Raw genomic sequence first — 26095 nt, 5'->3', positions numbered from 1 at the left:
GATTCATGACAAATCGGTCTAACCTGTCGGTGGTGCGGTCTACGGTGGCCGTTGCTGGTGATCCATCCGAGGAGGCGGGCAGTGACCACACTTCCGGGCCGGCCGAACACCGCGCTGCTCGTGGTGGACGTGCAGAACGGTGTCGTCAACAACGCGCTTCAGCGGGACGCGGTCATCGCGAACGTGGCCTACCTGGTCGAGAAGGCCCGGCGGGACGAGGTGCCGGTCATCTGGGTGCAGCAGACGGACGAGAACTTCGTGCCCGAGAGCGACAGTTGGCGCATCGTGCCCGAGCTGCGCCCCGGCGACGACGAGCGGCGCATCGAGAAGCGCTACGGCGACTCCTTCGAGGACACGGACCTGGCGGGTGTCCTGGCCGGGCTGCGGGTCGGGCGGCTCGTCGTGGTCGGCGCCCAGACCGACCAGTGCATCCGCTCGACGCTGCACGGCGCGCTCACCCGGGGATACGACGCGACGCTGGTCAGCGACGCCCACACCACCGAGGACACCACGGCGTGGGGCGCCCCACCGCCGGACGCGGTCATTGCCCACACCAACCTGTACTGGACCTACCAGACGGCCCCGGGCCGTACCGCCGGCACCGTCGAGACCCAGAACGTCGACTTCGCCGGAACGTCCTGAGCGCCCCCGCACCTGCCTGAGCGCCCCCGCACCTGCCTGAGCGCTCCCGCACCTGCCTGAGCGCTCCCGCACCTGACAGCGCTGCCCGCTGAGACCAGCCGTCGCGTGCGCCGGGGAGCGCGGCGACCGATCCAGCAACTGCGCGCGGCTCTGTGCCTGAACCACGCCGCGATCGGGCTCGTCCTCGACCTGCTCGACCGTATCGACGAGCTGGAGGCCGAGGCACGCACGAGCGTGTCGGCCGCGACGGCCACGGCGACGACCTGAATCGGAAGCCGGCGCGACCAGCACCGATGGGGGACCGTTGGCCTACTCCGTGCCGGCCACGCCGATCACATGACCCTCGGGATCCGAGAACTGTCCGACCACGAGGGTTCCGGGAGTGCCCTCGGGACCCATCCGGCGCTTCCCGCCGAGCCTCTCAGCCTCCCTGAGCGCGGCCTCGACGTTGGGGACCCCGACGTAGAACAGGACACGTCCCTCGTGGTCCGCGCCGCCGCCGACGCCACCGTTGATCCCGCCTCTGGCCGTGCTCTCGTCCACGAACCCGTAGTTGCCCGGCTCGGAGATCGTCTCCGTGGCCGCGTCACTGGTCTGGAACTCCCACCCGAACAGCTCGGCGTAGTAGCCCCGGAGCTTCGCGGGATCGCGCCCGATGATCTCGAAGTGCACGACTGGCTGCCCCATCGCGGGTCCCTCCTGTTGTTCGGCCCTGGTGGAGAGACCCGGGCGACCGAACAGACTCATCGGTCCAGGCGGATTGAGCGACCGCTTAAGATCTGTTGGCCTTCAGTTGAGCAGCCGCTCAAGCGGGCGGCCGATGGAGGAGCTGGCATGAGGCAACCGCGGGTGTCGAGTGTCATCGAGCGGCGTCTGCTGGTGAACTACCGCGTCGCGCCGGCCGCGGTCGCTTCGATGCTGCCCGTGGCGATGCGCCCCCAGCAGATCGACGGCTGGGCGGTCGCGGGCATCTGTCTTATCCGGCTGGGCCGGGTTCGCCCTGCCTGGCTGCCGGGTGCTCTCGGGCTGCGTAGCGAGAACGCCGCCCACCGGATCGCGGTCGAATGGGATGGCCCCGACGGGCCGGAGAAAGGCGTCTACATCGCCCGTCGCGACACCGGGTCGACCGTAAGTGTCCTGGCGAGCGGTCGGCTGGCGGTGGTTCACCATGCCGCGTCGTTCGACGTGCGGGAAACGTCGCGGGACCTGCACATCGCCTACGCCAGCCGGGACGGCGCGACCCAGGTGAGCGTCGACGCCGACGTCGCCGAGCGGTTTCAGGGCAGCACGTTGTTCGCCAGCCTCGGCGAGGCGTCGGACTTCTTCAGGCGCGGGTCGGCGGGCTACTCCGCCGGCCGTGACGCGTCGTGCCTGGACGGTGTGGAACTGGACGTCGCGGCCTGGCGGGTGGAGCCCGTCGAGGTCCGGCACGTGCGTTCCACCTTCTTCGACGACCCCGACCGGTTTCCGCCGGGCAGCGCCGTGCTCGACAACGCCCTGTTGATGCGGGCCGTCCCAGCAATCTGGAAACCGCTTCGGCCGATGCCCGTCCGGGATGAGCCCGCCGCGAGTGCTGGCGCCGGACAGGTGCCCTGCGCGTCAGCCGCTGGTTCCGGCGGCCCTGGTGGTGCGACGGGTACGGCTTCGTAGCGCCCGTCGTGCGACCGGGCCGAAGCTGTCGAGGAGGTCGAGCAGCGCGGCGAGGCCGTCGAGGGAGCTTGTGGCGGCCGCGGCGCCGGCCGGGTCGACCCCCTCGAACAGTTCCAGGCCGATGAACGAGGCCGAGACCGCGCGGGCCAGGCCCGCGAAGTCGGTGACGTCGGCGAGCGCGGACTGTCCGAACAGGCGGCGGAGCACTGCCTCGATCTCCGTGGTCCACAGCCCGAGCGCCGCGCGCACGGCCTCCGCGAGCCGGGCGTCGACCTGCGCGCCGGCGAGCAGCTGGGCGAGCACCGTGACATGGCCATGGCCACGTTCGATCTCGTGCAGCTCCTGGCCGAGCCGCAGCAGCTCCTGGGCCGAGCCGACGGCGGCCAGCCGCTCGCGGTAGAACTCGACCCGTTCGGCGGTGGCGGACTGGCACGCGGCGGAGAGCAGGCCGTCTACCGTTCCGAAGTGGTAGAAGACCAATGCCTGGTTGACGCCAGCCGTCGCGGCGACGGTCCGCGCCGAGATTCCCGCGATGCCGCGCACGCGGATCGCCTCCAGCGCGCCGTCGATCAGCCGCTGCCTGGTGTCGGGTTCGGAGCGCTGCTTGGCAGGGTCGTTCATACGTCCGTTCCCTCGCGCGGCAGCCTGACCACTGCCGTACCTCCGTGGGGGCACTGTACTGGGTCGTGGACCGACGACCAGAAACCAAAGCCAGCCCTTTTTCGCCGCAGCGACTGCCGGCCCTCCCAGGCCCCGTCTCGGCGCCGGACATGATCCCGTTTCCGCCCGCTGAGGGCTCGGTCAGTTGCCCGATGCCCGTGCCTGCCATCTGTGCTAGCAGGGGGATCAATCGGACGGTGCGCCGGTAGTCTGCCCGATGACCGGCCCCGTGCCGCGGTCCTAGCGTCCACCCCATGTCACACGTTTCGAGGTGGGCGCCCCTGCCCGCGGCCGGCGAACGGCCGTCGCGGACGGTGCTGACCACGCTGACCGTCCCGTCCCGCTTCTGCGGGCCGCCAGGCAGCGCCGACGGTGGCTACGTGGGCGGCCGCCTCGCCGGGTATCTCGACGGCCCAGTCACGGTCACCCTGCGTCGACCGCCGCCGCTGGCCGTGCCCATGGCCGTCGAGGTCGGCCCCGAGGGTTCGGTACGCGTCCGGCGGGCTGGCACGTTGATAGCCGAGGCCGCGCCCTCCCAGGACCGCCCGGCCCTGTGGGTACCCGACACCGTCTCGATGGCCGAAGCACGCGCGGCCGAGGGGCAATCACGATACTTCCAACGGCCGGAGTTCCAGACCTGCTTCGTCTGCGGCACTCACCGTGGGCGGGGTGACGGCCTGCGTATCTTCCCTGGACTCGTGCGTGGTCGACCCCTGTGGGCGGCGCCGTGGACACCGGATGCCTCGTCCGCGACCGGCGGTCCGAGTGTGCGCCCGGAGATCGCCTGGGCGGCACTGGGCTGTCCCGGTGGGATCGCCGCCATCGAAGCCCATGACATCGGCGAGGATGCCGCCGTCCTGCTCGGCCAGATGACCGCCGACGTGCCGACACTGCCGGTGGCCGGACACGAGTACCAGGTGGTCGCCTGGTCGGTCAGACGTGAGGGCCGCAGGCTGATCGCCGGCTCGGCCCTGCTGGGGCAGGGTGGCGAGGTGCTCGCGGCGGCCAGGACGGTGTGGCTCACCGTGCAGCGACAGGTCCCGAGGATGACCGTGGGCATGCCAGAGATGTCATGACGGTACGGCGGCGCCGCTGTGGGCTCGCGCCTCCACTCGACGTCGACATCGAGGGCATGTGCCGTAGGACTGGCACGCCGGTTCGCCATCCTCGTTGACAGGTACACGCGTGCGAGTGGACCCGGCCTCAGCGCGCGGGCGGGGTGGTGTCGGGGCCGAGCATCGCTACAAACCTCTCCAGGCGCCGCTGGCGTACGACCTCGTTCGGAGCGGTCATGAGCCGGTGCAGCACCGAGTAGCGGTCCTGTCCGCTCAGCGCCTCGAACCGCTCGTGTGCCCCAGGCCGCGCCGCCAGGGCGGCGGCGAGATCGTCGGGGACACCGGCCGTCGCCGCACCCGCGTAGGCACGGGCCCAGCGCCCGTCCGCCCGCGCTCGATCGATCTCCTGCTGGCCCCGGGGACGCATCCTGCCCTGCGCCGTCAGGCGCGCCACGTGCCCGATGTTCCGCTGCGACCAGATCGACCGCGGGCGACGCGGAGTGAATCGCTGTAGGAAGGTCACCTCGTCACGGCTTCTCTTCTGCCCGTCGATCCATCCGCTGCACAGTGCCTCGTCGAGTCCCTCGGCGTAGGTCAACGACGTCGGGAATACCGTGCCCTTCTTCGCCAGGACCACCCACGCGCCGTCCGACAGGCCCTCGTTCGCGTCCAACCACGCACGCCACGCGGCGACATCGGACACGATCAGGATCTCGGCCTGTCCACGCTCGCCGGATTCCACGTTCTCCATTATCTCCTGAGGCGACGGCGACGGCGACGGCGACGACGTCACGGGCCGCGCCACCGCCGCCCTTGACGCAACCTGTCGGACGTCACGACAGCGCGGCCGCCTTGCGCAGCAGCACCGATCGCTCGCGGACGTTGCGGCACAGCCGGGCGGCGAGCTCCAGCTCGGCGCGTGCCTCGGCGGTCCGGCCGAGCCGGCCGAGCAGCTCGCCGCGCACGCCGGGGAGCAGGTACGACCCGGACAGGCGATCGGAGGCGACCAGCTCGTCCACCAGGACCAGCGCCTCCCGCGGTCCGTGCGCCATCGCGACGGCGACGGCCCGGTTGAGCTCGACGACCGGTGACGGGGCCACCCGGCCGAGCGCCTCGTAGAGGAGCACGACACGCTCCCAGTCGGTCGCCGGGACCGACGGGGCCGACGCGTGGCACGCGGCGATCGCCGCCTGCAGCCCGTACGGCCCGAGCCCGCGCCCCAGCGTCGAGGCCCGGCCCAGGGCGGCCTGGCCGCGGCGGATCGCGGACCGGTCCCACAGCCGCCGGTCCTGGTCCTCCAGGAGCACCGCCTCGCCGTCGGGCCCGGTCCGGGCGGGGAAACGCGCGGCCGTGAGCTCGAACAGCGCGAGCAGCCCGTGTACCTCCGGCTCGTCGGGCAGCAGAGCGGCCAGCATCCGGGCAAGGCGGATCGCCTCGTACGCGACGTCGGGGCGCAGCAGACGGTCGCCAACCGTCGCGGTCGAGCCCTCCGTGAAGATCACGTAGAGCACGCTGAGGACGCCACCGAGCCGCTCGCGCCGGTTCTCGGCCGGCGGCAGCTCGAATGGCACCCCCGCGGCCGCGATCGTCTTCTTCGCCCGGGTGATCCGGGCCTGGACGGTCGGCACGGGCACGAGGAACGCGCGGGCGATCTCCTCGCTGCCGAGACCTCCGACCACGCGCAGCGTCAGGGCGACCCGGGCCTCCGGCGAGAGCACCGGATGACAGGCCACGAACATCAGCGCGAGGACGTCGTCGTCGACCCGGTCGGGATCCCACGGCAGGTCGTCCGCCTGACGCCGCGCAGGCGCGCCCGAGCTCGCCTCGCCCTCGGCGAGCTGGCCGGCGAGCGTCGCGTACCGCTCGTCGAGCGCCGACCGGCGACGGAAGCCGTCGATGGCGCGCCGGCGCGCGGTCGTGAGCAGCCAGCCCACCGGGTTCGCCGGCGCGCCATCCCGTGACCAGGTGACGAGCGCCTCCGCCACCGCCTCCTGCGCGACGTCCTCGGCGAGCGCGAAGTCCCCGATATACCTGGCCAGCGCGCCGACGATGCGTGCCGACTCGATCCGCCAGACGGCCTCGACGGCCCGCCGCGCCGACTCGGCGCTCGGCGGGCCGCCGGAAGCCCCGGTCATCTGGAAGCCCAGGTCATGCGGAAGCCCTGGCCGTCAGAGCTGGCCGGTCCGCTCGCGCCACGCGCGCTCCATGACGACCCACTCGTTGTCCTGCGGGAACTCGTCGATGCCCGGCACGCGGCGGATCTCGCACTTCGAGCCGGTCATCGCCGGCATCCGCTTGGCCCACTCGACCGCCTCCTCCTTCGACGCGACGTCGAGGATGTAGAAGCCGCCGAACAGCTCCTTCGTCTCGCCGTAGGGACCGTCGGTGACCACCGGCGTCTCGGCGCTGAAGTCGACCACCACGCCCTGGTTCGGGTCGTCCAGGCCCTCGGCCGCGACGAGCACACCCGCGCGGATCAGCTCCTCGTTGAAGCGACCCATCGTCTCGAGCATCTGCTCGAACGGCGTGTCCATCATCTTCGCCATGGACTCGTCCGTGCCTCGCATGATCAACATGTACTTCGCCATCTTCGGTCTCCCTGATCTCCCTGGCGCGGGGCCGCCTCTCGGCCCTCACACTCACAGGTCGAACGGGGGAGCCGCGGATCGACACCCCTTCAGCGAACGTCCGCCCCGTCGCCCGCGCCGGCAGGTCGAAGTTCGGTCAGACGCCACGTGTCACCCTTGGCGTGCGACGTCTGACGGAACTTCCAGAACTCGCGGCGCGGTGGGCCAGTGCCGCCTGGCGCGACGCTACCGGCGGTCCGTGTCGGGCTGGGGTGCGCCGCCGACCACTTCTACGGTGTTGCCGTCGGGATCCTGGACGACCGCGACGCGCACGCCAGGACCGACGTCCATGGGGCCGTGCCGCAGCCGCCCGCCGCGGGCCGTGACGCGCTCGAGGGTTCCGTCGAGATCCGTGACGTACATCGTCAGATAGCGCAGACCAGTCGCGCTGAGGAAGGACTCGGGTGGCTCGGTGACGCTGGGCGGGGCCGAGGGCACCATCACCTTTATCACCGTGCCGGGCGCCTGCAGGCGGTGCACGACCCCGGAGCCCGATTTCACCGCGGGGAGTCGTTCCAGCCCGAAGACGTGGGCGAAGAATTCCACCAACGCCTCGTCGGCGCTGACCAACCCGATCTCGACCCGCTGTAATCCCACGGCACTCTCCGTTTTCTCGACTCTCGACGCTGCCTCCGCGCCAGCCCGGGACGCCCTGGCCAGCCACCCGCTCCAGCCCATCCGCGCACCGCGTGGCGGGGGACGCCGAACCATCGCCGGGCCAGGCGCACGCTGACGACCACCCTGCCACGGCGAGGCCGCACCTGGCCGGCGCCCACCGACCGGGCCGTCAGGAAACTGCTGGGTGGCCGGCCGGGTCCGGAACGCGCGGGTGATCTGGTGGGATCGTCGGAGCTCCGGCACGCGAGAACCCAGTGGCTCTGGGACGTCCTGGCGATCGCAGAGTCAACCCCGCTCGCAGCCCGACCGGGCTCAGGCAGGGCGCCGCGTGGGCGGCCGCGCGGCCGTGTGCTCATCCTGTCCGACGTCAGAGTCACCACCAGCACCGTTTCAGGCCCCAGACGTCTGACACGACGCCCGAGACCCCGTGGGCGCCTGCCACGACGCGGGAGAGGGGCGCCCGGGCCGCCGCTTTGCTCTGGCTGTCCATCCGTCCATAAGTTGTGGCGGGCCGGAACGCCGGGATCCGCTCCACAAGCCATGACCGGATCCGACGAAAGACCTGAGTGATGAGGTTGCCTCGCTCTGGCGACGAGGATCCCACCAGATCATGGGCCGAACCATGATCTGGTGGGATCGGAGGCATCGCCCCGGTCACTGGCTACCCGGTCTCCGGGTGTTGGTCACCGGGCGCGGTGCTGTCCTTGGGACCATGCCCGGGCGCCGTCCACGCTCAACGGCCCCTGCGTCCTGCGGCTAGCGGCCGCGTTCCCGGTACATGCGTCGTTGTTCCTTGCTGATCGTTCTCCACTGGCGTTCCTGCTCGGCGCGCAGCCGGGCGTCGCCACGGGCCGCCATGTGGGCGTTCTCCCGCAGCAGCCGGCGGTAGCTCGCCAGCCGCCGGGCCGGCATCGTCCCGTCGTCGACCGCGGCGAGCACCGCGCAGCCGGGTTCGGTCCGGTGCTCGCAGTCGCCGAACCGGCAGCCGGCGGCGAGCTCCTCGACGTCGGCGAAGGCCTGGCTCAGCCCGTTTTCGGCGGCCCACAGCCCGACCCCGCGCAGCCCGGGGGTGTCGATCAGCACCCCGCCGCCGGGCAGCGGCAGCAGCTCGCGGCGGACCGTGGTGTGCCGGCCCTTGCCGTCGGCCGACCGCACCGCGCGGACCCGCTGGGCCTCGGCACCCAGCAGCGCGTTGGTCAGCGTCGACTTGCCGGTCCCGGACGTGCCGATCAGCACCGAGGTGCCGGTGAGGAGAGCGGCAAGGACGTCCAGCCCGGTCCCGTCGGCCGCGCTGGTGGTGACGACGTCGACGCCGGGTGCCGCCGCCGCGGCTTCGGCCTCGGCGGTCCGGGCGGTCTCGGACCAGGCGCCGCCGGCCTGGTCGGCCTTGGTCAGCACCACCAGCGGGCGGGCGCCGCTCTCCCAGGCCAGGGTGACGAGCCGCTCGAGGCGGCCGAGGTTGATCGGGGCGGTCAGCGCGACGGCCACGGCGACGATGTCGACGTTCGCGGCGAGTGGCTGCGGGTCGGACCGCCGGGACGCGGACGCGCGGACCAGCGCGGTCCGCCGGGGGAGCAGCGCGGCGACGGTCAGGGTCTCGTGCCCGGCCGCGCCGGCGACGGGGGCGGGACGCAGCGCCGCCCAGTCGCCGGTGCAGGGCGCGGTGCCCACCGGCCCGGCGGGCACCGTCGCCGGCCATGAGCGGCCGACGGCGGTGACCACCTCGCAGGCTCCCCGGTCGACGCGCGTGATCCGGCCAGGGACGAGGCCGGCGGCGCGGTGCGACGCGAACACGTCGTCCCAGCCGTCGTCCCAGCCGTACGCGACGAGGTCCTGGTCGGCGCCGGGATCGGAGCCGGAGCCGGCTTCGAGATCGAGGTCGAAACCGGACTGGTGGTGATCGGTGTGGGTGTGGTTCGGGTGCGGACGGCCGGGCACGCAAGCGCGGTCGCCAGCGGGAGACGCGAGCAACGGAGGGAACCCCTCGGGGAGTGCCCCGGTGACGGATGGCCGGCGGCGGACCGGCGGTAGCCAGGTCCGTCCGCGGCGTCGTCGTCAGCCGGTGACGATGGACGGTCGGAAGGATCGAGGGCGCGCGAACGCGACAGCCACCGTGGCGGCCATGCCCACCTCCATGCCATCCGGGTCGGAGTGATCGCCAGCCGCGACCGGGCCCGACCACTTCATCGTCCGGCGGGGAAACTACCACCCGCCGGGGCGCACCGCCGCTGAATTTCCGGTGCCGAATCTCCGGCCCAGCCGCGCGCCGATGCCGGGCGATCGCCCAAATTCTCGATCGAGTGGCCGCTCACTCTGTCACGTTGCGGCACGTTGCGGCTGCCTCGGTCCGCGCCGGCCTGCTCTTCGAGCGCTTCCCGAACCTCGCGCTGACCGGCGAGGAGCTCCAGTTCCGCCCCAGCCTCACGTTGCGCGGGTTCTCCCGGTTGACCGTCTCCCCTTAGCGAACTGGCCTATTCGCAAAAGATCCACCGATAGCGCCGCCGAGATGGTCGTCCGTTCCCAGTCGGATATGTTTCTCCGAGCATTCTGGTCATCTGGGTGTCGATTCGGCTCGATGCGGATTTCCGTCCCGTGACCGGCGCGACATCTACCTGGGCGGGCCCTCGGCGGCCGTGTGGCCCAGCACTCGGTCCTCGGCGGCCGCGCAGGGTGGAGAGGCCCGTCCCGACGCCCCTCGTGRCACCCGGCCGGCCGGCGGTGTTCAGCACGCGAAACGCTAGGCTGCGCTGGGACTTAGCAGTGATCCGGGTCGGGCCGAGGCTCTCCTGACGGGGCCCGTCGGGGCCCGTCGAGCCGGGCGGACGGGGCCCCCGCGGTGCGGGTGGTGACCCGCGCCCACCGTCCGGTCATAGCGGATGATTATTGGGCAAAACGGGCATCCAGTCGCGGTGAGCGCATACCGCTGCCGATTTGGATAGTTCGCCCACGTTTCCTGCGTTAACCTGCCCGCCACGCCATCGTGCGACCAGGCGTCGTCAGTTCGCTACGCCCACCGTCGGCTGTGGTGCGGCGGGTGAGGGCGACGGTTCCCTTCCGTGACGGCTGGGGAGTGGGGGATCGTGGTGCCGGGGGACGAGCAGGCGCTGTTCGGGCTGGACGAGACGGGTCTGGCAGTCTTCCGCGCCGCCGCCGGCCACCACCGGGCCACCATCGAGATGCTCGCGGACCGGGCCGGGCTGCCCGTGGAGAAGGTGACGGCCGAGGTCGACCGGCTCGCGGGACGGGGGCTGCTGCGCAAGATCGACGAGGGCTGGGAGGCGCAGGACCCCTCCATAGCGCTGTACGTCGAGCACGCGATGCGCGAGCGCGCCCTGGAGCAGCGGGAGGCCACACTGTCCGCGCAGCGCACCGCCCTGTACCGCAGCCGGCTCCTGTCGGACTACGTCGCCGGCCGGCGCCGCCCCGACAACGTCGAGGGGGTGGCCGCGCTTCTGGACCCCCACCAGGTGTGGGTGCAGATCGCCGAGCTGGTCGAGAACGCGACCACCCAGATCGGCTTCCTGCTGTCCGGGCCGACCCCGCCGCGCCCGGCCGCCGTGGACATGCTGCAGGGGCTGGCGAGGGCCGCCGGGCGGGGCGTGCGGGTCGCCTCGGTGTGGACACCGGACCAGGTGACGGCGGCGCGGGCCCTGGGCGGCGGCCGGCTGCCGGCGGTCGGATGGGTACGCCAGAGCCCACTCGTGCCCATGCGGGTGATGATCGTCGACGGGCGGGAGGCCGTCCTGCCGGTCGACCCGGACGACCTGGGCCAGGGCGCGCTGCTGGTCCGCGCCCCCGGCCCCCTGGCCGTGATCAGCGACCTGGTCGAGCGGGTACACAAGGAGGCGCAGCCGCTGAACGGCCCGCGGCCAGCCGCCGACGGCTCCGAGCAGGCACGCCGCGGCGCCGTGCTGGCGCTGCTGGCCCAGGGGCACACCGACCAGGCCGTCGCCGACCGACTCGGGATCACCCCGCGCACCGTCCGCCGGGACGTCGCCGACCTCTATGTCCAGCACGGCGTCACGAGCCGCTTCCAGCTGGGCGCCATCACCGCCCGCCTCGGCCTCCTGCCACCGCCCCGCCGTTAGGGCTCCGCCCCGCCGTCAGGGCTTCGCCGGCCGGAGCCACGGCGCCGCGCGGGTGGCCCGGGGCGGCGCCGGGGTCGTCACCGGCGGTGGGCCGTCACCAGCTCCGGTGTCCTGGGCGCGTGGCCGGGCTCCAGGCCGATGGCCAGTTCGCGGGTGGCGGGCGCGGCGTCGACGAAGCGTTCCTCTGCGACCCAGTCGGTGAACCGGGCCAGGCCGAACGCGTCGACGGTCGGCCCGATCTGGCTCGCCATCGCGCGCAGCGCCACCACCTTGCGGTCGAGCTCCGGCCCGTCGAGCGCGACGCGCAGGGACAGCGCGTCCGCGGGCACGCCGGCAGGGCGGGCGTCGCTCATGAAGACCTGGAACTCCTCGTGCAGGCCCGCGAAGCGTTCGAGCGCCTCCGCCGTCCAGACCGCCTCCAGCAGGCGGAACCCACGGCCCCGCTCCTCCCAGGCGTGGCGCACCCAGCGGTGCACGGCGACATGGTCCGGGTGAAAGGTCGTCCCGTCCGGCCCGAAGGTCACCACGGTGTCGGGCCGTATCTCGTCGACCATCTGGCCGACCATCCGGGCGCCGACGGGGCCCCAGGCGTCCAGACCGCCGTCGGGCATCCCGACGATCCAGTGCTCCCGGACCCCGAGCACGGCCATCGCGGCGTCCGCCTCGAGGCGGCGCGCCGCGCCGAGCCGCTCCGGCGGCCACGTCTCGGGGTCGTCGGTGCCGCGCTCGCCGGCGGTCAGCGCCACACACACCACCCGCTGGCCGTTCGCCGCGGCCGCGGCCATCAGGCCGCCCGCCAGGTAGGTCTCGTCATCGGGATGCGCCCACACCGACAGCACGGTCCCAAGGTCAGTAACACTCAGTCGATCCATGCCGCCCACCGTGGCCGGCGCCCCTTCCCCGGGTCTTCTCGACGCGGGTCGCGTACCGGACAGTGCCCGATCAGATCGCCGGGCCGGGCCGGGCCGGGCGGGGCGAGGCGGGGCAGGCGATGTCCAGCGGACGTCGACAGGCGCCCGGAGGCGAGCGGCCGGCCCGGCCGCGGCCGTTGATGATCTCCGGGGATGCTACCGGTGGTAGGCGTAGCGGCTGGCCAGGACGGCGATGGCGGTGGTCAGGCGGTGGGCGGTGGCCGGATAGAGCAGGCGTACGTCGAGGAGCAGGTCGCAGCCCATGGCCGGGCTTCGCCAGATGCACAGGCCGCGGTTGCGGGGGATCCACCGAGCGGGTCGGTCGACGTGGGGCGTGCGCAGCGCCCACTCCGGCGTCGGCCAGACCGCGACCACCTCGCGTTGGCCCAGGCGGACGACCCGGGCGCCGCGCGCCTGCGACCACGGGATGTCGTAGTGACGCCCACCCGCCCGCGCCTGGATGCCGCCGGGCGTGATCGAGAGCCAGGGCGGGCTGGACGCCAGGCGTAGCCGCCACACGGCGTGCCGAAGTCCCGTGACGGCGAGAAACACGGCGCCGGCGCCGACGAGCGTGCTGAAGAGCTTTGCTCCGGCGGTGACGGTCGGGTCCTTGCTGCCCAGGGTTCTGAGGCAGGCGACGAGGACGAACAGCGCCAGCAGGGTCGCGAGCAGCGCCAGGACTCCGGCGAGGACGTTGGGCCACCGTCTGCCAGCGAAGGCGCAGGACTCGTCGGAGCCGTTCTCCGTCAGCGCGACCCTGGTGGGCGCGAGCGGCGGATAGCCCGGCACCGGTACCGGCAGGCGCTGGACACCCGGCCTCACCGCGCCCGGCGCCGCCATGCCGGGCGCCGCCACGGCCGGCGGTCCGGGCCGTCGCGCCGCCCGCTCGGCGGGTGCCGGCGGCCGCGGCGGCGCCGCGCGGACCACGGCCTGGTGCGCCGCGGCGTCCGGCGCTGGGAGCTCTCGTCGCGTCGCCTTCAGCGGCGTGGGGCCAGGTGAGGCCGGAGACGGCGGTGCTGGTGCCGGTCGCGGTGGCTGTCGTGGTGGGAGCGCTGGTGCTGGTGCCCCGCCGGGTCGGGCGGCGGGTGCCTGCGGGAGGGCGGGTGCCTGCGGGAGGGCGCGTGCGGGCGGGAGGCCGGGCGGCGCCGCGGTGGCGAGCGCGGGCAGGGCGGGTGGGGTGGGCGGGGCTGGCAGCCAGGCCGCGATCTCGGCCTCCCGCTCGCGGACCAGCCGAGTGACCTCCGGCGGCCAGGCCGGCGACGGGCCGAGATCGGCGGCGAACAGCTCCAGCAGTGTGGCCGGGGCCGGGCGGTCCGCCGGGTTCCTGGCCAGGCAGGGCAGCAGGCGGTCCCGCAGCGCCGCGGGCACCCCGCGCAGGTCGGGCAGGTCGTGCACGATCCGGAACAACAGGGCCGCCGGGTCGCCGGGCCCGAACGGGTCGCGGCCGGTGGCCGCGAAGATCAGGACCAGCGCGAACGCGAACACGTCGCAGGCGGGGCCGACCTCGCCGCCCATCGCCTGTTCGGGCGACATGTAGGCGGCGGTGCCGAACACCTCGCCGGCGCGGGTCAGCGCCGTCTGGTCGGCGGCCCGGGCGATCCCGAAGTCGATGAGCCGCGGGCCGTCGGCGGCGAGCAGGACGTTGTTGGGTTTCAGGTCCCGGTGGGCGATGCCGTCCCGGTGGACGGCCATGAGCGCCTCAAGCATGCGGGCGCCCAGCATGAAGCAGGCCTCCAGCCGCAGCGGGCCGAGGACCTCGACGGCCTCGCGCAGCGAAGGGCCCGGCACGTACTGGGTGGCGAGCCAGGGCCGGGGGCCGTCCGGGTCCGCGTCCGCCACCGGCGCGGTGAAGGCGCCGGCGATCCGGCGAGCCGCCGCGACCTCGCGGCGGAACCGCTCCCGGAACACGGGGTCGCCCGCGACGGACTGGCTGATCACCTTGACCGCCGCGAGCCGCCCGGCCGGTGAGCTCGCGAGGTAGACCCGGCCCATCCCGCCCTCGCCGATCAGCGCGCGGACGAGGTACGGGCCGATCGTCTTGGGATCTCGCGGCCCCGGGGCGCGCAGGCGCCCAACGGAAGACGTCACGGGCCACCATTTCCGACCAGCACGGGGTCCGACCAGCACCGGGCAAGCCGCCCAAGAGCGGACGACTCGTCCCGGGCCGCAGATTACCCCACCCGCGCCGCCCGCTCACGGCCCACCGGCCCCGGGCCCGCCGGACGGCCGCTAACGCCCCGCGAGGTCGAGGAAGAAGTCGAGGCCGGTCCAGGTCGGCTGGGTCACCACGCCGTCGGCCCGCAGCGACGGGTTCTTCGTGCGGCAGAACTCCTGGAAACCGCGCACGGCCTTCTCGGTTCCCGCGTCGAAGACACCGTTCGGGTCGACCAGCCGGTTCGCGCCCTCGCGTTGGGACGCGATGTTCAGCGCGTTCTGCAGGGTGACGACCGGATGGGCGAGGTCGGGGAACACCCCGGTGGGGCCGCGGTCGCGCGCGCCCAGCCGCAGGTCGGGGAAATGGCCGAAGCGGTTGCCGGCCGGCGCCACCTGTGGCCTCAGCCCGGCGGGTACGCCGCTGAACAGGTGCTGCCAGCTGACGCAGCCGGCGATGAGCTGGCCGCCGGCGGTCCACGTCTTCGCGAGGACCTGGTCGTCGCCGATGTTGCCCTCGACCGTCTGGATCTGGTCGCCGGACCGCCCGACCACGATGCCGGTGTGGGTCTCGGCGGTGAGGGCCTTCTCCTCGCCGGTCCAGTCGAAGACGATCTGGTCCCCGGGCCTGCTGCTGGTCGACGGAATGGCCAGGCCGTGCGCCTGCGCCCACGACCAGATCGCGGGTACCCAGGCCGTGCGAATTCCCGGCTGAACCCCGATGTCCTCATACATGCAGTAGGCGAACATCGCGCACCAGGGGCTTCCCGGCGCCTGGAAGCGGTCATTCCAGAATGTGTGGTTCTCCTGCGCCGGCTTGAAACCGACCTGGTCCCTGCAGTGCTTCACGAACTCGTCCACGGTCGCCATGCCCACCGTCCCCCGGTTCTGTGCGTGGCCGCCGGCCGGTCGCTCAGCGCGACGGCCGCGGCGATGCCTCAGTGTGGCAAGCCGATCGACACGCCCGTTCGGCTCGGGCATGTCTCGATGGCGACGGCGCATTCCAGTGCGCGCCTTCCGGCGTCATAGGGTGGGCTCCGGCGCCACGTGCCGGTCACCGGCCGGGTGAGGCATGGAGGCGCCGGAACGCCCTCGGAGACATATTCATGCCCGTCCACCTGAACCACACGATCGTGCATGCCCGGGACAATCGCGAGTCCGCCGACTTCCTCGCCGGCATCCTCGGCCTCGAGGTCGGCCAGGAATGGGGCCCGTTCATCCCCGTCGTCACCGGAAACGGCGTCACGCTGGACTTCGCGACGGCCCCGGCGGACAGGATCACCACCCAGCATTACGCGTTCCTGGTGTCGGAGCCGGAGTTCGACGCGGCCTTCGCGCGAATCCAGCGTGCCGGGGTCATCTACTACGCGGACCCGCACGGGCAGCAACCAGGCCAGATCAACCACAACGACGGCGGTCGCGGCGTCTACTTCCTGGACCCCTCCGGCCATGGCATGGAGATCCTGACGCGCCCCTACGGCGGCGGCCCCGCGCTCGCCGCCCAGGACGGAACCAGCCCGCTGTCGTGACCAGGCGCGGCCGTCATGGTGATCGAGTCGCCGGGAGCGGCCGTGATGACGCCGCGGGCGCCGTCGTCTGCGCGAAGTCGCGATGTCGGCCTTGACTCATCGCCCGGGTGAGTGGCCGGACGGGGTGAGGGGGTCCCTGTTCAGGTCGCGTGTGTCAGGTTATCCTGACATGCATGGCTAAGGGTAGGAGCGGTCCGTGGCAGGAGGGCCGCCGAGCGTGGGAGCGGCTGGACACCTGGCGAGACCGTGTGTTCGGCCGTCCGGAGAACATCGACCACGGCGAGGCGGCACTCGGCGCGCTGACCGACATCGGCACCCTGCGGCGGCTGCTCGACCAGACCGAGCTCGAGGCGGTTCGCGCGGCCCGCTTCCACCGCAAGTCGTGGGCGGAGATCGCCACCCGGCTCGGCGTCTCCCGCCAGTCGGCCTGGGAGCGCTGGCGTGACCTCGACGAGAACCTCCCGCCACTCGCCTCCGGGCCGGCCGCGGGCGCCGTCAGGCTCCAGGTGCCCATCGACGACGCCGCCGCCGAGCAGGTCAGGCGGGCGCGCGCCCTCGCCGAGGAGGTCATGAAGGACTCCGACGCGACCGGCGCGCCGCCCGACGCGAGCGTGGAGCCGGCCTCCGGTGCCGGTGCCGCGGTGGCGGCGGCGGCCGGCGGCCGAGGGGAGGAGGCGGACGGCTCCGGCCGGAGGGCGCGGCGCCGGGCGGGCAAGACGATCGTGGTGCCGAACGTGGTCGGCCGGACGTGGGAGGACGCCCGGTCGGTACTGGCGGGCTGGAACTTTCCCGCCGTCGCCGTCGGCCTGTCGACGGAGCCTGGCGCCGGGCTGGTCGAGGTCGAGCCGGACTCGGGCGCGCTGGTCACCGGCCAGGCCCCGGAGGCCGGTGCCAGGGTGGCGTCTGGCACGCCGGTGCGTCTGTGGATCGGCGGCCGGGGCGAAGGCTCGGCTGGTGTCCGCGAGCCCCGCCGCCCGTTCCCGTCCTCGCCGCCAGCCCTGGAGATGGTCCCCGAGCCCACCATCGAGTCCGTCATCCAGGCCGTCGGCTAGCTACGCCCGGGCGCCCCGGGCGCGGGCGGGCTTGCTCGGCGGCAAAAATGTTGAAGGTATCGACATTCGGCCGAGCTTCCGGCATAATTGAGGTATTGCCGGCCGTGCTGGCGCGGATCCCCCCGTACCGCGCCAGCACGGCCGGCTTCTTCGTTGTCGCGCGACGCCCGCGGTTCGCGGGACCGCCGGAAGACGATCACCAGGACTCCGCGACTAGTTCTGTCCCTACCGGGCCGCGGGGTGAGGAAGCGCCGTTTCCACCCGGTTGCGCCCACCATCCTTGGCCTGGTAGAGGGCGTTGTCGGCGAGGTCGACGAACGCTTTCACGTCGTCGTCGGAAGCAGGCGTGGTCGCCGCGACCCCGATGCTGACGGTGATGATCCCGTTGGGCGGCGTCGGATGCGGCTCGGCCAGGGCATCGATGGCGGCGCGGAGTCGTTCCGCGATTCGCTCGGCGGTTTCGAGGTCCGCGCCCGGCATCACCACGGCGAACTCCTCGCCGCCGTAGCGGGCGGCCAGGTCGGTGTCGCGAGTGCTGCGGGCGAGGCAGGCGGCGATGCGTTGGAGGCAGCGGTCGCCGGCGGTATGTCCGTAGTGGTCGTTGTAGGTCTTGAAATGATCGATGTCGACCATGGCGAGCGCGACGGGCGTTGCCTGGTGCCTGGCTCGGCACCACTCGGCGTCCAGGATCTCGTCGAGACGTCGACGGTTGGCGAGCCCCGTGAGCGGGTCGGTGATGGAGAGCTGTTCCAGACGCCGGTTGGCGGCAGCGAGTTGCCGGGTGCGCTCGGTGACCTTGCGCTCCAACGACGCGTAGATCATGGCGTTGTCGAGGGAGACGGCCAGCTGCCCGGCGATGAGCATGATCCCTTCGAGTCGTTCCGTGGTGAACGCTCCGCGGATCATCCGATTCTCCAGCAGCAGCATGGCGCGCAGCTCGCCGCGGATCATGATGGGTATGGCCAGGAGCGAACAGCGGTCCAGGTCGGCGAAGTAGGGGTCGCGGGTGAACCGGTCGTCGCGCGTCGCGTCGGTGCTGACGAGAGGTTCGTGGGTGCGTTCGGCGTACCGGACGGCCGAGSGCGGCAGCATGCGCCGGTAGCCGGCCCCGTCGAGCGAGATGGCGTCGTTGTCCCCGACGGGTACCGACCAGCGGCCCTCCCGCTCGTCGTCGCGCAGGAGCAGGTGGACGCCGGTGGCGCCGGTCATCGCCGACAGGATTCCCGCAACCTTGGCCCGAAGGCCGTTGGCGGTGGTTTCGGAACTGAGGGCCTGAGAGGCGGCGACGATGCCGAGCAGGTCGAGGGTGCCGGCGGTGACGATGGATTGGGTGGCTGTGAGTTCGACCGGTGGTTGCGCGGCCGGCCACGCGCCGCCGGATTCGGCTCGTAGTTCCGGGTGGGCCCAGTCGAGCTGGCTGATCTTGGTGGTGGCACCCCAGTCCGTGTAGTGGCGGCGAGCTTCGGCGAGCAGCGCATGGCCGACGTGCCGTACGCCGTGGGCCAGGTAGAACCGGGCGGCACGTTCCGCGATGAGTGCCCGATGCCAGGGACGTGCGCGCGTGACGGCCTCGTGCTGCGCCAGGTCGAAGGTGTACATCGCCTCGCGTAGGTCGCCGGCTGCCCAGGCCCGCTCCGCTTCCACCAGGCGCAGCAGGTGCACGAAGTTGACCGGCGCGTCGGCCGCGCGCGCGGCCAGCCAGGCGATCGACTCGTCCAGCTCGGCCAGCGCGGCGCCGCGCTGGTCCGCCTGGGCCGAGCTGGCCGCGCTGGCCGCGCGAGCCCGCGCGGCCAGCGCGAGAGCACGCAGCACACGCGCCACCGCCACCTGATACTGCGCCTCGAAGGCCGGCAGCAACGGCGCTACCGCGGCCGTGTGCCGGGCCAGCTCCTCCGGACGATCGAGGATGGCCGCGACGACCGCCCGGCTGATGTGGAGGTGCAGGGCGATGAAAGGGTCGTCGTCGAGCATGCTCAGCTGGGCCGCCTCGTCAGCGGCTGACCCCACGGCCTCGCCGCGCATCACCCGGGTCAGCCAGCGGCATGGCTTGAACATCTGTTCGGCGTATCCATTTCCGGTGCGCGCGGCGATTGCCTGTGCTTCGTCGATCTCGGCGGCGAAGATCTCGAGTGATGGTGCGCAGTCCAGCAGGTTGTACAGCAGCGCGTAGTGCGTCCAGCACGCGTTCTGCAGGTCACCGCCCTGGATGAGGCCCTCCCACGCGTGCCGTGTCACGGACACGTTGTCCTCGAGCGGTTCGAACCAGTGGCCGGTACTGACCGTGTACAGAAACTGCGCATGCCACACCTCGGGCTCATAGCCGCGATCCAGCCCGACCGCGATKATCCGTCGCATGATGCGGTGCGCGACGCGGTAGTCGTGCCGGCGAGGGATGATCAAATTGGCGATATGGCTGGCCGGGCCGAGCATGCTGGGATCCGGGCCATGCCGTGCCCACATCGTCAGCGTCGTCACGGTCAGCCAGGCCATCATCGGCTGGTCCCAGAAGAACGCCACGGGCATGATCCGGTTGACCAGTCCGATGAGGTCGAGCAGCGAACGGTCGGTGATCGGCGGGCGGCGTAGATCATCGGATTCCGTGGTCTGGTCGATCCACTGGTAGAGCGCGTCGAGCCCGCGGTCGACCTCCCCGTCCAGGCGGTCCCGGTCCGGGACGGTGAGGCCGAGCTGACGCAGCTGGTCCAGGCCGAGCCGCATCGCCTCGCTGAAGTGGCCCTGGTTGGCGAGGCTGCTGACCTGCGCCGCCGTGGCGGCCGTGCGCTGCGCCGGGTGGGTACAGAGCCGGCTGATGGTCTGGTACTCCTCATTCGTCTCCTCCAGCCGGCCGAGGCTGTACAGGGCGGCGTGCCGGCCGGTGCGGACCGCGACCAGCTGGTCGGTGTCGGCCGGGTCGACGAGCCTGACCGCCGCGGTCAGGAACCGCTCCACCAGCGGGTAGTTGCTCAGCAACCGTGCCTCGTCGGCGGCCTGCCGGAACAGACTGACCACCAGCCGCCGTTCCCGGGTCGCGTGCACGGCGTCGGCCACGTGCAGGTACTGCTCGGCGGCGACGGAGAAGAACTCGGGCCGGTCGGCCAGGCGTCGGGCCAGCCGTAGCCGCATGGTCTGCCGTTCCCGCGGGGTGAGGTCGCCCAGGACGGCCTCCTGCGTCCGGTCGTGGCGAAACCGCATGCTCTCGGGAGCCTCGGACTCCAGCACCAGCAGGCCGTCGGCGAACGCGGGGGCGAGTCGTCGGGAGACCTCGCCCGCCGTCAGCCCGGTCGCGGCCTCGAGGAGGTCCAGTTCCACCCGGCCGGCCAGGCACGCCATCACCGCCAGCATCTCCCTGGTCGCCGGTGGCGACGCGGCCAGACAGGCGGCCAGCAGCCCGGTCACGTCGGCGCGCTTCAGCCTGCGGCGCAGACTGGTCCGGTCCCATCGCCAGCCGCCCTCGCCGCTGGCCAGCACGCCGTCGTGGCGTAGCGCGTTGAGCAGCTCCACCGTCTCGTACGGATTGCCGCCCGTGGCTGGCGCGATCATCTCCGCCAGCTCCGTGGCGGCCTCGGGTGCCAGGTGCAGCAGGTCGGCCACCAGGGCCGCGTGGCCCTCCGGGGGAAGGTCGTCCAGCCGCAGCTGACGCGGACCGGCTGGCAGGCGGCGCCAGCGGGCGATCATCGGCGCCAGCGGATGAGCGGCGTCCACGTCGTGCTCCCGGTAGGCGCCCACGAGCAGCACCCCCTCGACCTGTTCCTCGCCGCCGAGTACCAGGTCGAACAGGCCCAGCGGGGTCCGGCCGGCCCACTGCAGGTCGTCGACGAAGAACACCACCGGCCGTTTGCGAGAGGCGACGGCGCGCAGGATCTCGAGAGACGTGCGCACCGCTCGTGCCTGCGCGGTCATCGGGTCCCCCGGCTTCGGGAGGACCCCGAGCAACGCCGCCAGCTCCGGCACGACGGCGGCGGCCAGCCCGGCGTTGGGTCCCAACCCCCGCAGCATCCGGTCCCGCACGGTCGCCACCTGCTTCTCCGGCTCGGCGAGCAACAGCCGGCCCAGCGCCCGGAACGCCTGCCGGACCCCGTCGTAGTCCTGGTCACGGCGGTACTGGTCGAACTTGCCCGCCACGAACCAGCCGTCTCTGTCGGCCACGATCGGCCGCAGCTCGTTCGCCAGTGACGTCTTGCCCACCCCCGGCGCGCCGTGGACGAGGAGGCCGGTGCAGCGGCCCGCCATCGCCTCGGCGAACACGGCTCCCAGCGTCCCGATCTCCTCCGCGCGCCCGGACAGCCGGGACGGCATCAGCGGCCGCGCCGGGAAATCGCACTCGCCAGGACGCGCGGGCGCGGCGCCGCGGCGTACCAGGGCGAGATCGCGCGTCAGCCCGTCGGCGCTCTGGTACCGATCATCCGGTTCCTTCTCCAGCAGGTGCATGATGATCGCCGACACGGGGGCCGGCACCGCCGGGTTCACCGTCGTCGGCGACGCGGGCCTCCGCGCCAGGTGGTCATGAACGATGCGCAGCGGGTCGCCGGTGCCGAACGGCGGCGCTCCGGTGGCCAGCTCGTACAGGGTGGCGCCGACCGCGTACAGGTCTGCCCGCTGGTCGACCGGGCGACTGGTCCGGCCGGTCTGCTCCGGCGCCAGATAGGGCACCGTCCCGACGATCTCGCTGGGATGGACGAACCCACCCTGGATCGCCGTAAAGGTGGTAGCCAACGCGAAATCGATCACGCATGGCATGCGCAGGTCGTCACTTACCACGATGTTCGCCGGATTGATGTTCCGGTGGAGGACGCCCCGGCGGTGCATCTCCGCCACGGCACGCGCGAGCGATTCGGCCAGATCGACCAGCGTGGCCGGGTCCAGGAGAGCGGTCCGCTCGGACAGAGCCGTGCCATGGATGTCGGCCAGCAGGATCGCCCCCGGGCACAGTGGCGTCCCGTCCGCCAGCTGCGCGACCCCCACGACTCCCGACAGCCGCTGCAGGATGGCCACCTCGTGCCGCAGCCGTTGCCGGGCGTCCGGCCCCAGCGGGTCCTTCCGGATCACACTCCCGGTCGAGGACACCAGCCGCGTCACCCGGGTCCGGTCCGACGCGTGGAGCAGCTCGGCCCGCGCCACCTCCGGTGGATCCCGACCTGGCGTCGCTCGCTGGGCACCCATCTGCCGACCTCTTCATCGCGTCACGCGCGGCTCACATGCGGAGTCTGCCCCGATCGTGTCCAGAGCAACGAAGTAGTCGCCCACCGCTCGCGGCCCCCTGGGTAGTCCTGCGTCTCGGCCTGGCGGCCGGTGGCCGGGATCGTTCGCGCTCCGCGGGCGACCACGAGATCGAGTGGTGATTTTTCTTGCGCTCGGACATGGAACTCGCGGCGGATCGGCTGGCCATGTCAGCTGTCCGACACGGCGGTGAGCCGGGCCTGGGGCCGTCTGCCGGAGCGGGTTCACCGAGAGGGCAGGTGCCCTGGTCGGGCGGCTGGGCCACCTGGACGGGGCAGGCGGGTCGGATGGCCTGGCGGGGAGGGGTGGATGGGCCGGGGACGATGTGTCCGATGCCGGTCAAGCTGGGCATGTGACCTGGCGTTAAGGTAGGGCGTAGGGGGGCAAAGGTGCCGCCGCGAAACGCCAGCAGGCTCGCCGACGGCGTCGGCGGTCATGATCGCTCGCTGATCAGAATTCATCATCGCCGCGCCAGGGAGGCTTCCGATCGACCGCAACGAGCTCATCGACATCACGCGGCGAGCGCTGAAGATCGCAGATGACAAGACGACGGACATGATGCCCAGCGAGCGCATCCTTCCGGCCGCGATCTACACCAGCCAGGAGCTTTTCGAGCGCGAACGCGAATTCGTGCGCAGCTCCCCGCAGCTGGTCGGCTACCGCTCCGAACTGCCCGGCCCGGGAACGTACACCACCAAGACGGTCATGGACGTCCCGGTGCTGCTCACCCGCGACGACGACGGCACCGTCCGGGCGTTCCAGAACATCTGCGCGCACCGGCAGGCCAAGGTCGCCGAGGACAGCGGCGAGGCCACACGCTTCACCTGCCCGTACCACGCCTGGAGCTACAACAACAAGGGTGCGCTGGTCACCTGCCCAGGCCGGGACGGCTTCCCGGCGACGATGGCGGACAAGCCCGGCCTGACCGAGCTGCCAGCCGCCGAGCACTCCGGTTTCCTGTGGGTCGGTCTCGACCCGGACGGCGGCCCCCTCGACATCGACGGCCACCTCGGCGAGCTCGGCCCCGAGCTGGCCTCCTGGGGAATCGGTGACTGGAACCCGGTCGGCGAGAAGGTTCTCGACGCGCCGGTGAACTGGAAGCTCGCGCTGGACACGTTCGGCGAGAACTACCATTTCCCGACGGTGCACAAGAACACGTTCGCACTGCTGGTACGCGGCAACTGCGCACTGTTCGACACCTTCGGACCGCATCACCGGCTGATCTTCCCGATGCAGAACATCACCGAGCTCGCCGACAAGCCGGAGAGCGAATGGGAACCGCTGCACTACTTCGTGGTGATCTATGCGATCTTCCCGAACATCGTCATGTCGGTGACATTCATCAACGGTGAGATCTTCCGCGTCTACCCGGGCAACGGGCCAGGCAATTCGGTGACCGTTCACCAGAACGCCACCACTCTCGACACCTCTGACGAGGCGGGTCGCGCGGGCGCGGACGACATCTTCGAGTACGCCCACGCCAGCGTCCGCGACGAGGACTACCCGCTGGCCGCCAACGTCCAGGCCGGCATGGCGTCCGGCGGGCGGCCTCAGCTCGTCTTCGGCCGCAACGAGCCCGGCCTGCACCACCGGCACGCCAGCATGGAGACGGCCCTGGGGATCAGCCTCGACGCCTGAGCGCCCGCGCCGGCCACAGCCGCGCCCGACGCGCCCCAGGACAGCCCCGGCTGGCCTGGGGCGCATTGGTCTCGGGGCCAACCGGGTTCCGTGGCCCGACAGCGCTAGTCGATCTGCGCGGTGGGCCCGCCGGCCAGGCCGGCGTGCTGCTCAGCCCGGCGACGGGTGGCCGCGAGCAGGCGGCGCAGGCCGACGACGTGGCCGCGGGAGCCGATGACGAGCAACCGGTAGGTGCGGCCGAGCACGCCTGGGAAGGCCGCCCTGGTCTCGGCGCGCAGGCGGGTGCGGCCGCCGCCGGCGTCGTCGAGCCGGAAGGTGAGGGTGTAGTCGGAGTAGCGGTGGCGCCCGGCGAGCATCAGCCAGGAGCCCGGCTCGGCGGCGACAACCCGGAAGCCGACGATCGTCGACCCGGTGGCGAGCGGCCGCGGCCCGGACGGTGCCCATTCGGCGCAGCCGACCGCGCGGGCGTAGCGTTGCGCGCCCGCGCCGCCGAACGACCGGTCCAGCCGCTCGGCGAGCGCCAGCCAGACATCCTCGGCGCCGGCGTCGACGACCGTCGTGTGCTCGTCGACGAACGGCGGCTCGGAGGTCACTTCGGCGATTCTCCCAGCTCCGTGCCCGCCGGGAAACCGTTTCACCGCGGCGGCTTTGCTCGCGGCGGACGCTGCCACGAGAAAGCTCCGCGCGCGGTGAGCTCCGCGCGCGCTGGAGCTCTGCCCGCGGTGGAGCTCTGCCGGTTAGAGGTGTCCGCCGGGCGCGAAGACGGCGCCGGGGTTGAGGATGCCGAGCGGGTCGAGGGCCTGCTTGACGCGCAGCGACAGGTCGAGGACGTCCTGGCCGACCTGGGGGAGCAGCCATGGCCGCTTGAGCCGGCCGACGCCGTGCTCGCCGGTGATGGTGCCGTCGAGGCTGATCGCCAGGTCCATCACCTCGCCGAACGCGAGCCGGGCCCGTTCGGCCGCGGCCGCGTCGGCGGGGTCGACGACGATCAGCGGGTGGGTGTTGCCGTCGCCGGCGTGCGCGACGACCGCGATCGTGACACCGCGGGCGGCCGCGATCGCCTCGACGCCCGCGACCAGCTCCGGCAGCCGGGGCACCGGGACACCCACGTCCTCCAGGAGCACCGGGCCGAGCCGCTCGATCGCCGTGATCGCGGCGCGGCGGGCGACGACGAACGCCTCGCCCTCGTCCGGGTCGTCGGTGGCGAGCACCTCGCTCGCCCCGGCGTCCTCGCACGCGGTGACCATGGCCCGCAGCTCCTCCTCGCCGGCCCGGTGGGGCGCGTCGGTGCGGGCGAGCAGCAGCGCCGCGGCGTCGCGGTCAAGGCCCATGATCAGCATGTCCTCGACCGCGTTGATCGACGTGGAGTCCATGAGCTCGAGCATCGCCGGGCGCAGCGCCGAGGTGATCGACAGGACCGCGGCCGTGGCCGCGGCCATGGTCGGGAAACTCGCGACCAGCGTTCTCGCGGGCGGCTGCGCGGGCAGCAGCCGCAGGGTCGCCTCGGTGACGATCCCGAGCGTGCCCTCGCTGCCGACGAACAGCTTGGTCAGCGACAGGCCGGCGACGTCCTTGAGCCGCGGCCCGCCGAGCCGCACCGCCGTGCCGTCGGCGAGCACCACCCGCAGGCCGAGGACGTAGTCGGTCGTCACCCCGTACTTCACGCAGCACAGGCCGCCGGCGTTGGTCGCCACGTTGCCGCCGATCGAGCAGATCTCGAACGACGACGGATCCGGCGGGTACCACAGCCCGTGCTCGGCGGCCGCGCCCTTCACCTCCACGTTCAGCGCCCCGGGCTGGGCGACCGCGATCCTCGTCACCGGGTCGACGCGCACCGCCCGCATCCGCTCCGTCGAGAGCACGATGCCGCCGGTCACCGCCGTCGACCCGCCGGACAGGCCCGTGCCGGCGCCGCGCGGCACCACCGGCACCCGGTGGCGCGCCGCCCAGCGGACCGCCGCCTGCACCTGCTCGGTCGACTCCGCCCGCACCGCGGCGAGCGGCATCCCGGCGTCGGGATCCGCCGCCCGGTCCCGCCGGTACTTGTCCAGCAGGTCGGGGTCGGTCGCGACGACACCCGCTGGCAGCTCGTCCACGAGCTCGGCGATCTCGGCGACGGTCACGCCCACGGCCTGCCCCCTCCCGCCTCGGCTGTGTCCCGTCAGACGTTAGGTCGCCGGAGGCGCCCTGTCAGACCGTGCGACCGAGCCAGGAAACCTGGTCGCTCAACTGCCCGCACGGGATCCCGGGCGTCGTG

Annotated in this window: 22 protein-coding genes; 9 read left to right on the top strand and 13 right to left on the bottom strand. The window is 72.5% G+C overall.

Translation table 11 applies throughout. The annotated features are described in order from the left end of the window. Positions 1-81 precede the first annotated feature (81 nt). Together BL253_RS24705 and BL253_RS42440 are read left to right on the top strand one after the other, a co-directional pair. Positions 82-642, top strand: a complete 561-nt coding sequence (locus tag BL253_RS24705) for an isochorismatase family protein (RefSeq protein ID WP_076819533.1) — start codon at positions 82-84, stop codon at positions 640-642. A gap of 105 nt (positions 643-747) precedes the next feature. After that, the gene (locus BL253_RS42440; protein WP_158230411.1) at positions 748-909 is read left to right on the top strand and encodes a hypothetical protein; all 162 of its coding nucleotides are present in this window, start codon (positions 748-750) and stop codon (positions 907-909) included. Between the two features lie 42 nt (positions 910-951). On the opposite strand, the gene BL253_RS24700 is transcribed toward BL253_RS42440, so the two are convergent. Next, complete coding sequence (locus BL253_RS24700; protein WP_076819531.1) at positions 952-1329, bottom strand: VOC family protein; 378 nt, start codon at positions 1327-1329, stop codon at positions 952-954. A 147-nt stretch (positions 1330-1476) separates the two neighbouring features. On the opposite strand from BL253_RS24700, the gene BL253_RS24695 reads away from it, so the two are divergent. Then, positions 1477-2292, top strand: a complete 816-nt coding sequence (locus tag BL253_RS24695) for a DUF2071 domain-containing protein (RefSeq protein ID WP_076819530.1) — start codon at positions 1477-1479, stop codon at positions 2290-2292. Here the strand turns inward: BL253_RS24695 and BL253_RS24690 are convergent. After that, on the bottom strand, positions 2242-2913 hold the full coding sequence (locus tag BL253_RS24690; RefSeq protein WP_076819529.1) for a TetR/AcrR family transcriptional regulator: 672 nt from the start codon (positions 2911-2913) through the stop codon (positions 2242-2244). The genes BL253_RS24695 and BL253_RS24690 overlap by 51 nt on opposite strands. 293 nt (positions 2914-3206) lie before the next feature. Here BL253_RS24690 and BL253_RS24685 point away from each other — a divergent pair, with 293 nt between their 5' ends. Further along, entirely contained in the window at positions 3207-4028 is an 822-nt protein-coding gene (locus BL253_RS24685) for a hypothetical protein (RefSeq protein ID WP_081438652.1), read from the top strand. 127 nt (positions 4029-4155) lie between these two features. On the opposite strand, the gene BL253_RS24680 is transcribed toward BL253_RS24685, so the two are convergent. From BL253_RS24680 to rsgA, 5 genes are all read right to left on the bottom strand, one after another. Further along, positions 4156-4758, bottom strand: coding sequence for a YdeI/OmpD-associated family protein (locus BL253_RS24680; protein ID WP_076819527.1), 603 nt, complete (start codon positions 4756-4758; stop codon positions 4156-4158). Between the two features lie 82 nt (positions 4759-4840). Then, positions 4841-6142, bottom strand: coding sequence for an RNA polymerase sigma factor (locus BL253_RS24675; protein ID WP_076819525.1), 1302 nt, complete (start codon positions 6140-6142; stop codon positions 4841-4843). 33 nt (positions 6143-6175) lie between these two features. After that, positions 6176-6595 carry a YciI family protein gene (locus tag BL253_RS24670; RefSeq protein WP_076819524.1) on the bottom strand — a complete coding sequence of 140 codons (420 nt, stop codon included), beginning with the start codon at positions 6593-6595 and terminating at the stop codon, positions 6176-6178. Positions 6596-6820: 225 nt separating this feature from the next. Then, complete coding sequence (locus BL253_RS24665; RefSeq protein WP_076819522.1) at positions 6821-7231, bottom strand: VOC family protein; 411 nt, start codon at positions 7229-7231, stop codon at positions 6821-6823. 777 nt (positions 7232-8008) lie between these two features. Next, positions 8009-9190 (bottom strand): ribosome small subunit-dependent GTPase A, encoded by a 1182-nt coding sequence (rsgA, locus tag BL253_RS24660; RefSeq protein WP_241835087.1) that lies wholly within the window; start codon positions 9188-9190, stop codon positions 8009-8011. A gap of 383 nt (positions 9191-9573) precedes the next feature. Here rsgA and BL253_RS42435 point away from each other — a divergent pair, with 383 nt between their 5' ends. Further along, the gene (locus tag BL253_RS42435; protein ID WP_158230410.1) at positions 9574-9714 is read left to right on the top strand and encodes a hypothetical protein; all 141 of its coding nucleotides are present in this window, start codon (positions 9574-9576) and stop codon (positions 9712-9714) included. 594 nt (positions 9715-10308) lie between these two features. Next, entirely contained in the window at positions 10309-11340 is a 1032-nt protein-coding gene (locus BL253_RS24655; protein WP_241835086.1) for a helix-turn-helix transcriptional regulator, read from the top strand. A 77-nt stretch (positions 11341-11417) separates the two neighbouring features. On the opposite strand, the gene BL253_RS24650 is transcribed toward BL253_RS24655, so the two are convergent. From BL253_RS24650 to BL253_RS24640, 3 genes are all read right to left on the bottom strand, one after another. After that, entirely contained in the window at positions 11418-12212 is a 795-nt protein-coding gene (locus tag BL253_RS24650; protein ID WP_241835085.1) for a PIG-L deacetylase family protein, read from the bottom strand. A gap of 195 nt (positions 12213-12407) precedes the next feature. Continuing rightward, positions 12408-14339 (bottom strand): serine/threonine-protein kinase, encoded by a 1932-nt coding sequence (locus BL253_RS24645; protein WP_076819517.1) that lies wholly within the window; start codon positions 14337-14339, stop codon positions 12408-12410. Positions 14340-14480: 141 nt separating this feature from the next. Next, complete coding sequence (locus BL253_RS24640) at positions 14481-15272, bottom strand: CHAP domain-containing protein (protein ID WP_076819515.1); 792 nt, start codon at positions 15270-15272, stop codon at positions 14481-14483. A 236-nt stretch (positions 15273-15508) separates the two neighbouring features. On the opposite strand from BL253_RS24640, the gene BL253_RS24635 reads away from it, so the two are divergent. Both BL253_RS24635 and BL253_RS24630 read left to right on the top strand, forming a co-directional pair. Then, positions 15509-15931, top strand: a complete 423-nt coding sequence (locus tag BL253_RS24635; RefSeq protein ID WP_076819513.1) for a VOC family protein — start codon at positions 15509-15511, stop codon at positions 15929-15931. 173 nt (positions 15932-16104) lie between these two features. Beyond that, positions 16105-16983: a PASTA domain-containing protein gene (locus BL253_RS24630; RefSeq protein ID WP_096336081.1), complete on the top strand. Its 879-nt coding sequence runs from the start codon at positions 16105-16107 to the stop codon at positions 16981-16983. 225 nt (positions 16984-17208) lie between these two features. On the opposite strand, the gene BL253_RS24625 is transcribed toward BL253_RS24630, so the two are convergent. Further along, positions 17209-22143: a diguanylate cyclase gene (locus BL253_RS24625; protein WP_076819510.1), complete on the bottom strand. Its 4935-nt coding sequence runs from the start codon at positions 22141-22143 to the stop codon at positions 17209-17211. 612 nt (positions 22144-22755) lie between these two features. Here BL253_RS24625 and BL253_RS24620 point away from each other — a divergent pair. Then, complete coding sequence (locus BL253_RS24620; protein ID WP_076819509.1) at positions 22756-23838, top strand: aromatic ring-hydroxylating oxygenase subunit alpha; 1083 nt, start codon at positions 22756-22758, stop codon at positions 23836-23838. A 104-nt stretch (positions 23839-23942) separates the two neighbouring features. On the opposite strand, the gene BL253_RS24615 is transcribed toward BL253_RS24620, so the two are convergent. Next, entirely contained in the window at positions 23943-24431 is a 489-nt protein-coding gene (locus tag BL253_RS24615) for an SRPBCC family protein (RefSeq protein ID WP_241835084.1), read from the bottom strand. Between the two features lie 144 nt (positions 24432-24575). Next, complete coding sequence (locus tag BL253_RS24610; RefSeq protein ID WP_076819507.1) at positions 24576-25967, bottom strand: FAD-binding oxidoreductase; 1392 nt, start codon at positions 25965-25967, stop codon at positions 24576-24578. Positions 25968-26095: the final 128 nt, after the last annotated feature.

This window comes from Pseudofrankia asymbiotica (assembly GCF_001983105.1).
GTDB lineage: Bacteria > Actinomycetota > Actinomycetes > Frankiales > Frankiaceae > Pseudofrankia > Pseudofrankia asymbiotica.
Note: the sequence above shows the minus strand (reverse complement) of the source record. Positions and strands in the feature narration are given on the sequence as shown.

Coding starts and splice junctions, on each gene's coding strand:
- BL253_RS24700 (WP_076819531.1), bottom strand. CDS start 1,329: ATGGGGCAGCCAGTCGTGCACTTCGAGATCATCGGGCGCGATCCCGCG.
- BL253_RS24695 (WP_076819530.1), top strand. CDS start 1,477: ATGAGGCAACCGCGGGTGTCGAGTGTCATCGAGCGGCGTCTGCTGGTG.
- BL253_RS24690 (WP_076819529.1), bottom strand. CDS start 2,913: ATGAACGACCCTGCCAAGCAGCGCTCCGAACCCGACACCAGGCAGCGG.
- BL253_RS24685 (WP_081438652.1), top strand. CDS start 3,207: ATGTCACACGTTTCGAGGTGGGCGCCCCTGCCCGCGGCCGGCGAACGG.
- BL253_RS24680 (WP_076819527.1), bottom strand. CDS start 4,758: ATGGAGAACGTGGAATCCGGCGAGCGTGGACAGGCCGAGATCCTGATC.
- BL253_RS24675 (WP_076819525.1), bottom strand. CDS start 6,142: ATGACCGGGGCTTCCGGCGGCCCGCCGAGCGCCGAGTCGGCGCGGCGG.
- BL253_RS24670 (WP_076819524.1), bottom strand. CDS start 6,595: ATGGCGAAGTACATGTTGATCATGCGAGGCACGGACGAGTCCATGGCG.
- BL253_RS24650 (WP_241835085.1), bottom strand. CDS start 12,212: ATGGATCGACTGAGTGTTACTGACCTTGGGACCGTGCTGTCGGTGTGG.
- BL253_RS24640 (WP_076819515.1), bottom strand. CDS start 15,272: ATGGCGACCGTGGACGAGTTCGTGAAGCACTGCAGGGACCAGGTCGGT.
- BL253_RS24635 (WP_076819513.1), top strand. CDS start 15,509: ATGCCCGTCCACCTGAACCACACGATCGTGCATGCCCGGGACAATCGC.
- BL253_RS24630 (WP_096336081.1), top strand. CDS start 16,105: ATGGCTAAGGGTAGGAGCGGTCCGTGGCAGGAGGGCCGCCGAGCGTGG.
- BL253_RS24620 (WP_076819509.1), top strand. CDS start 22,756: ATGATGCCCAGCGAGCGCATCCTTCCGGCCGCGATCTACACCAGCCAG.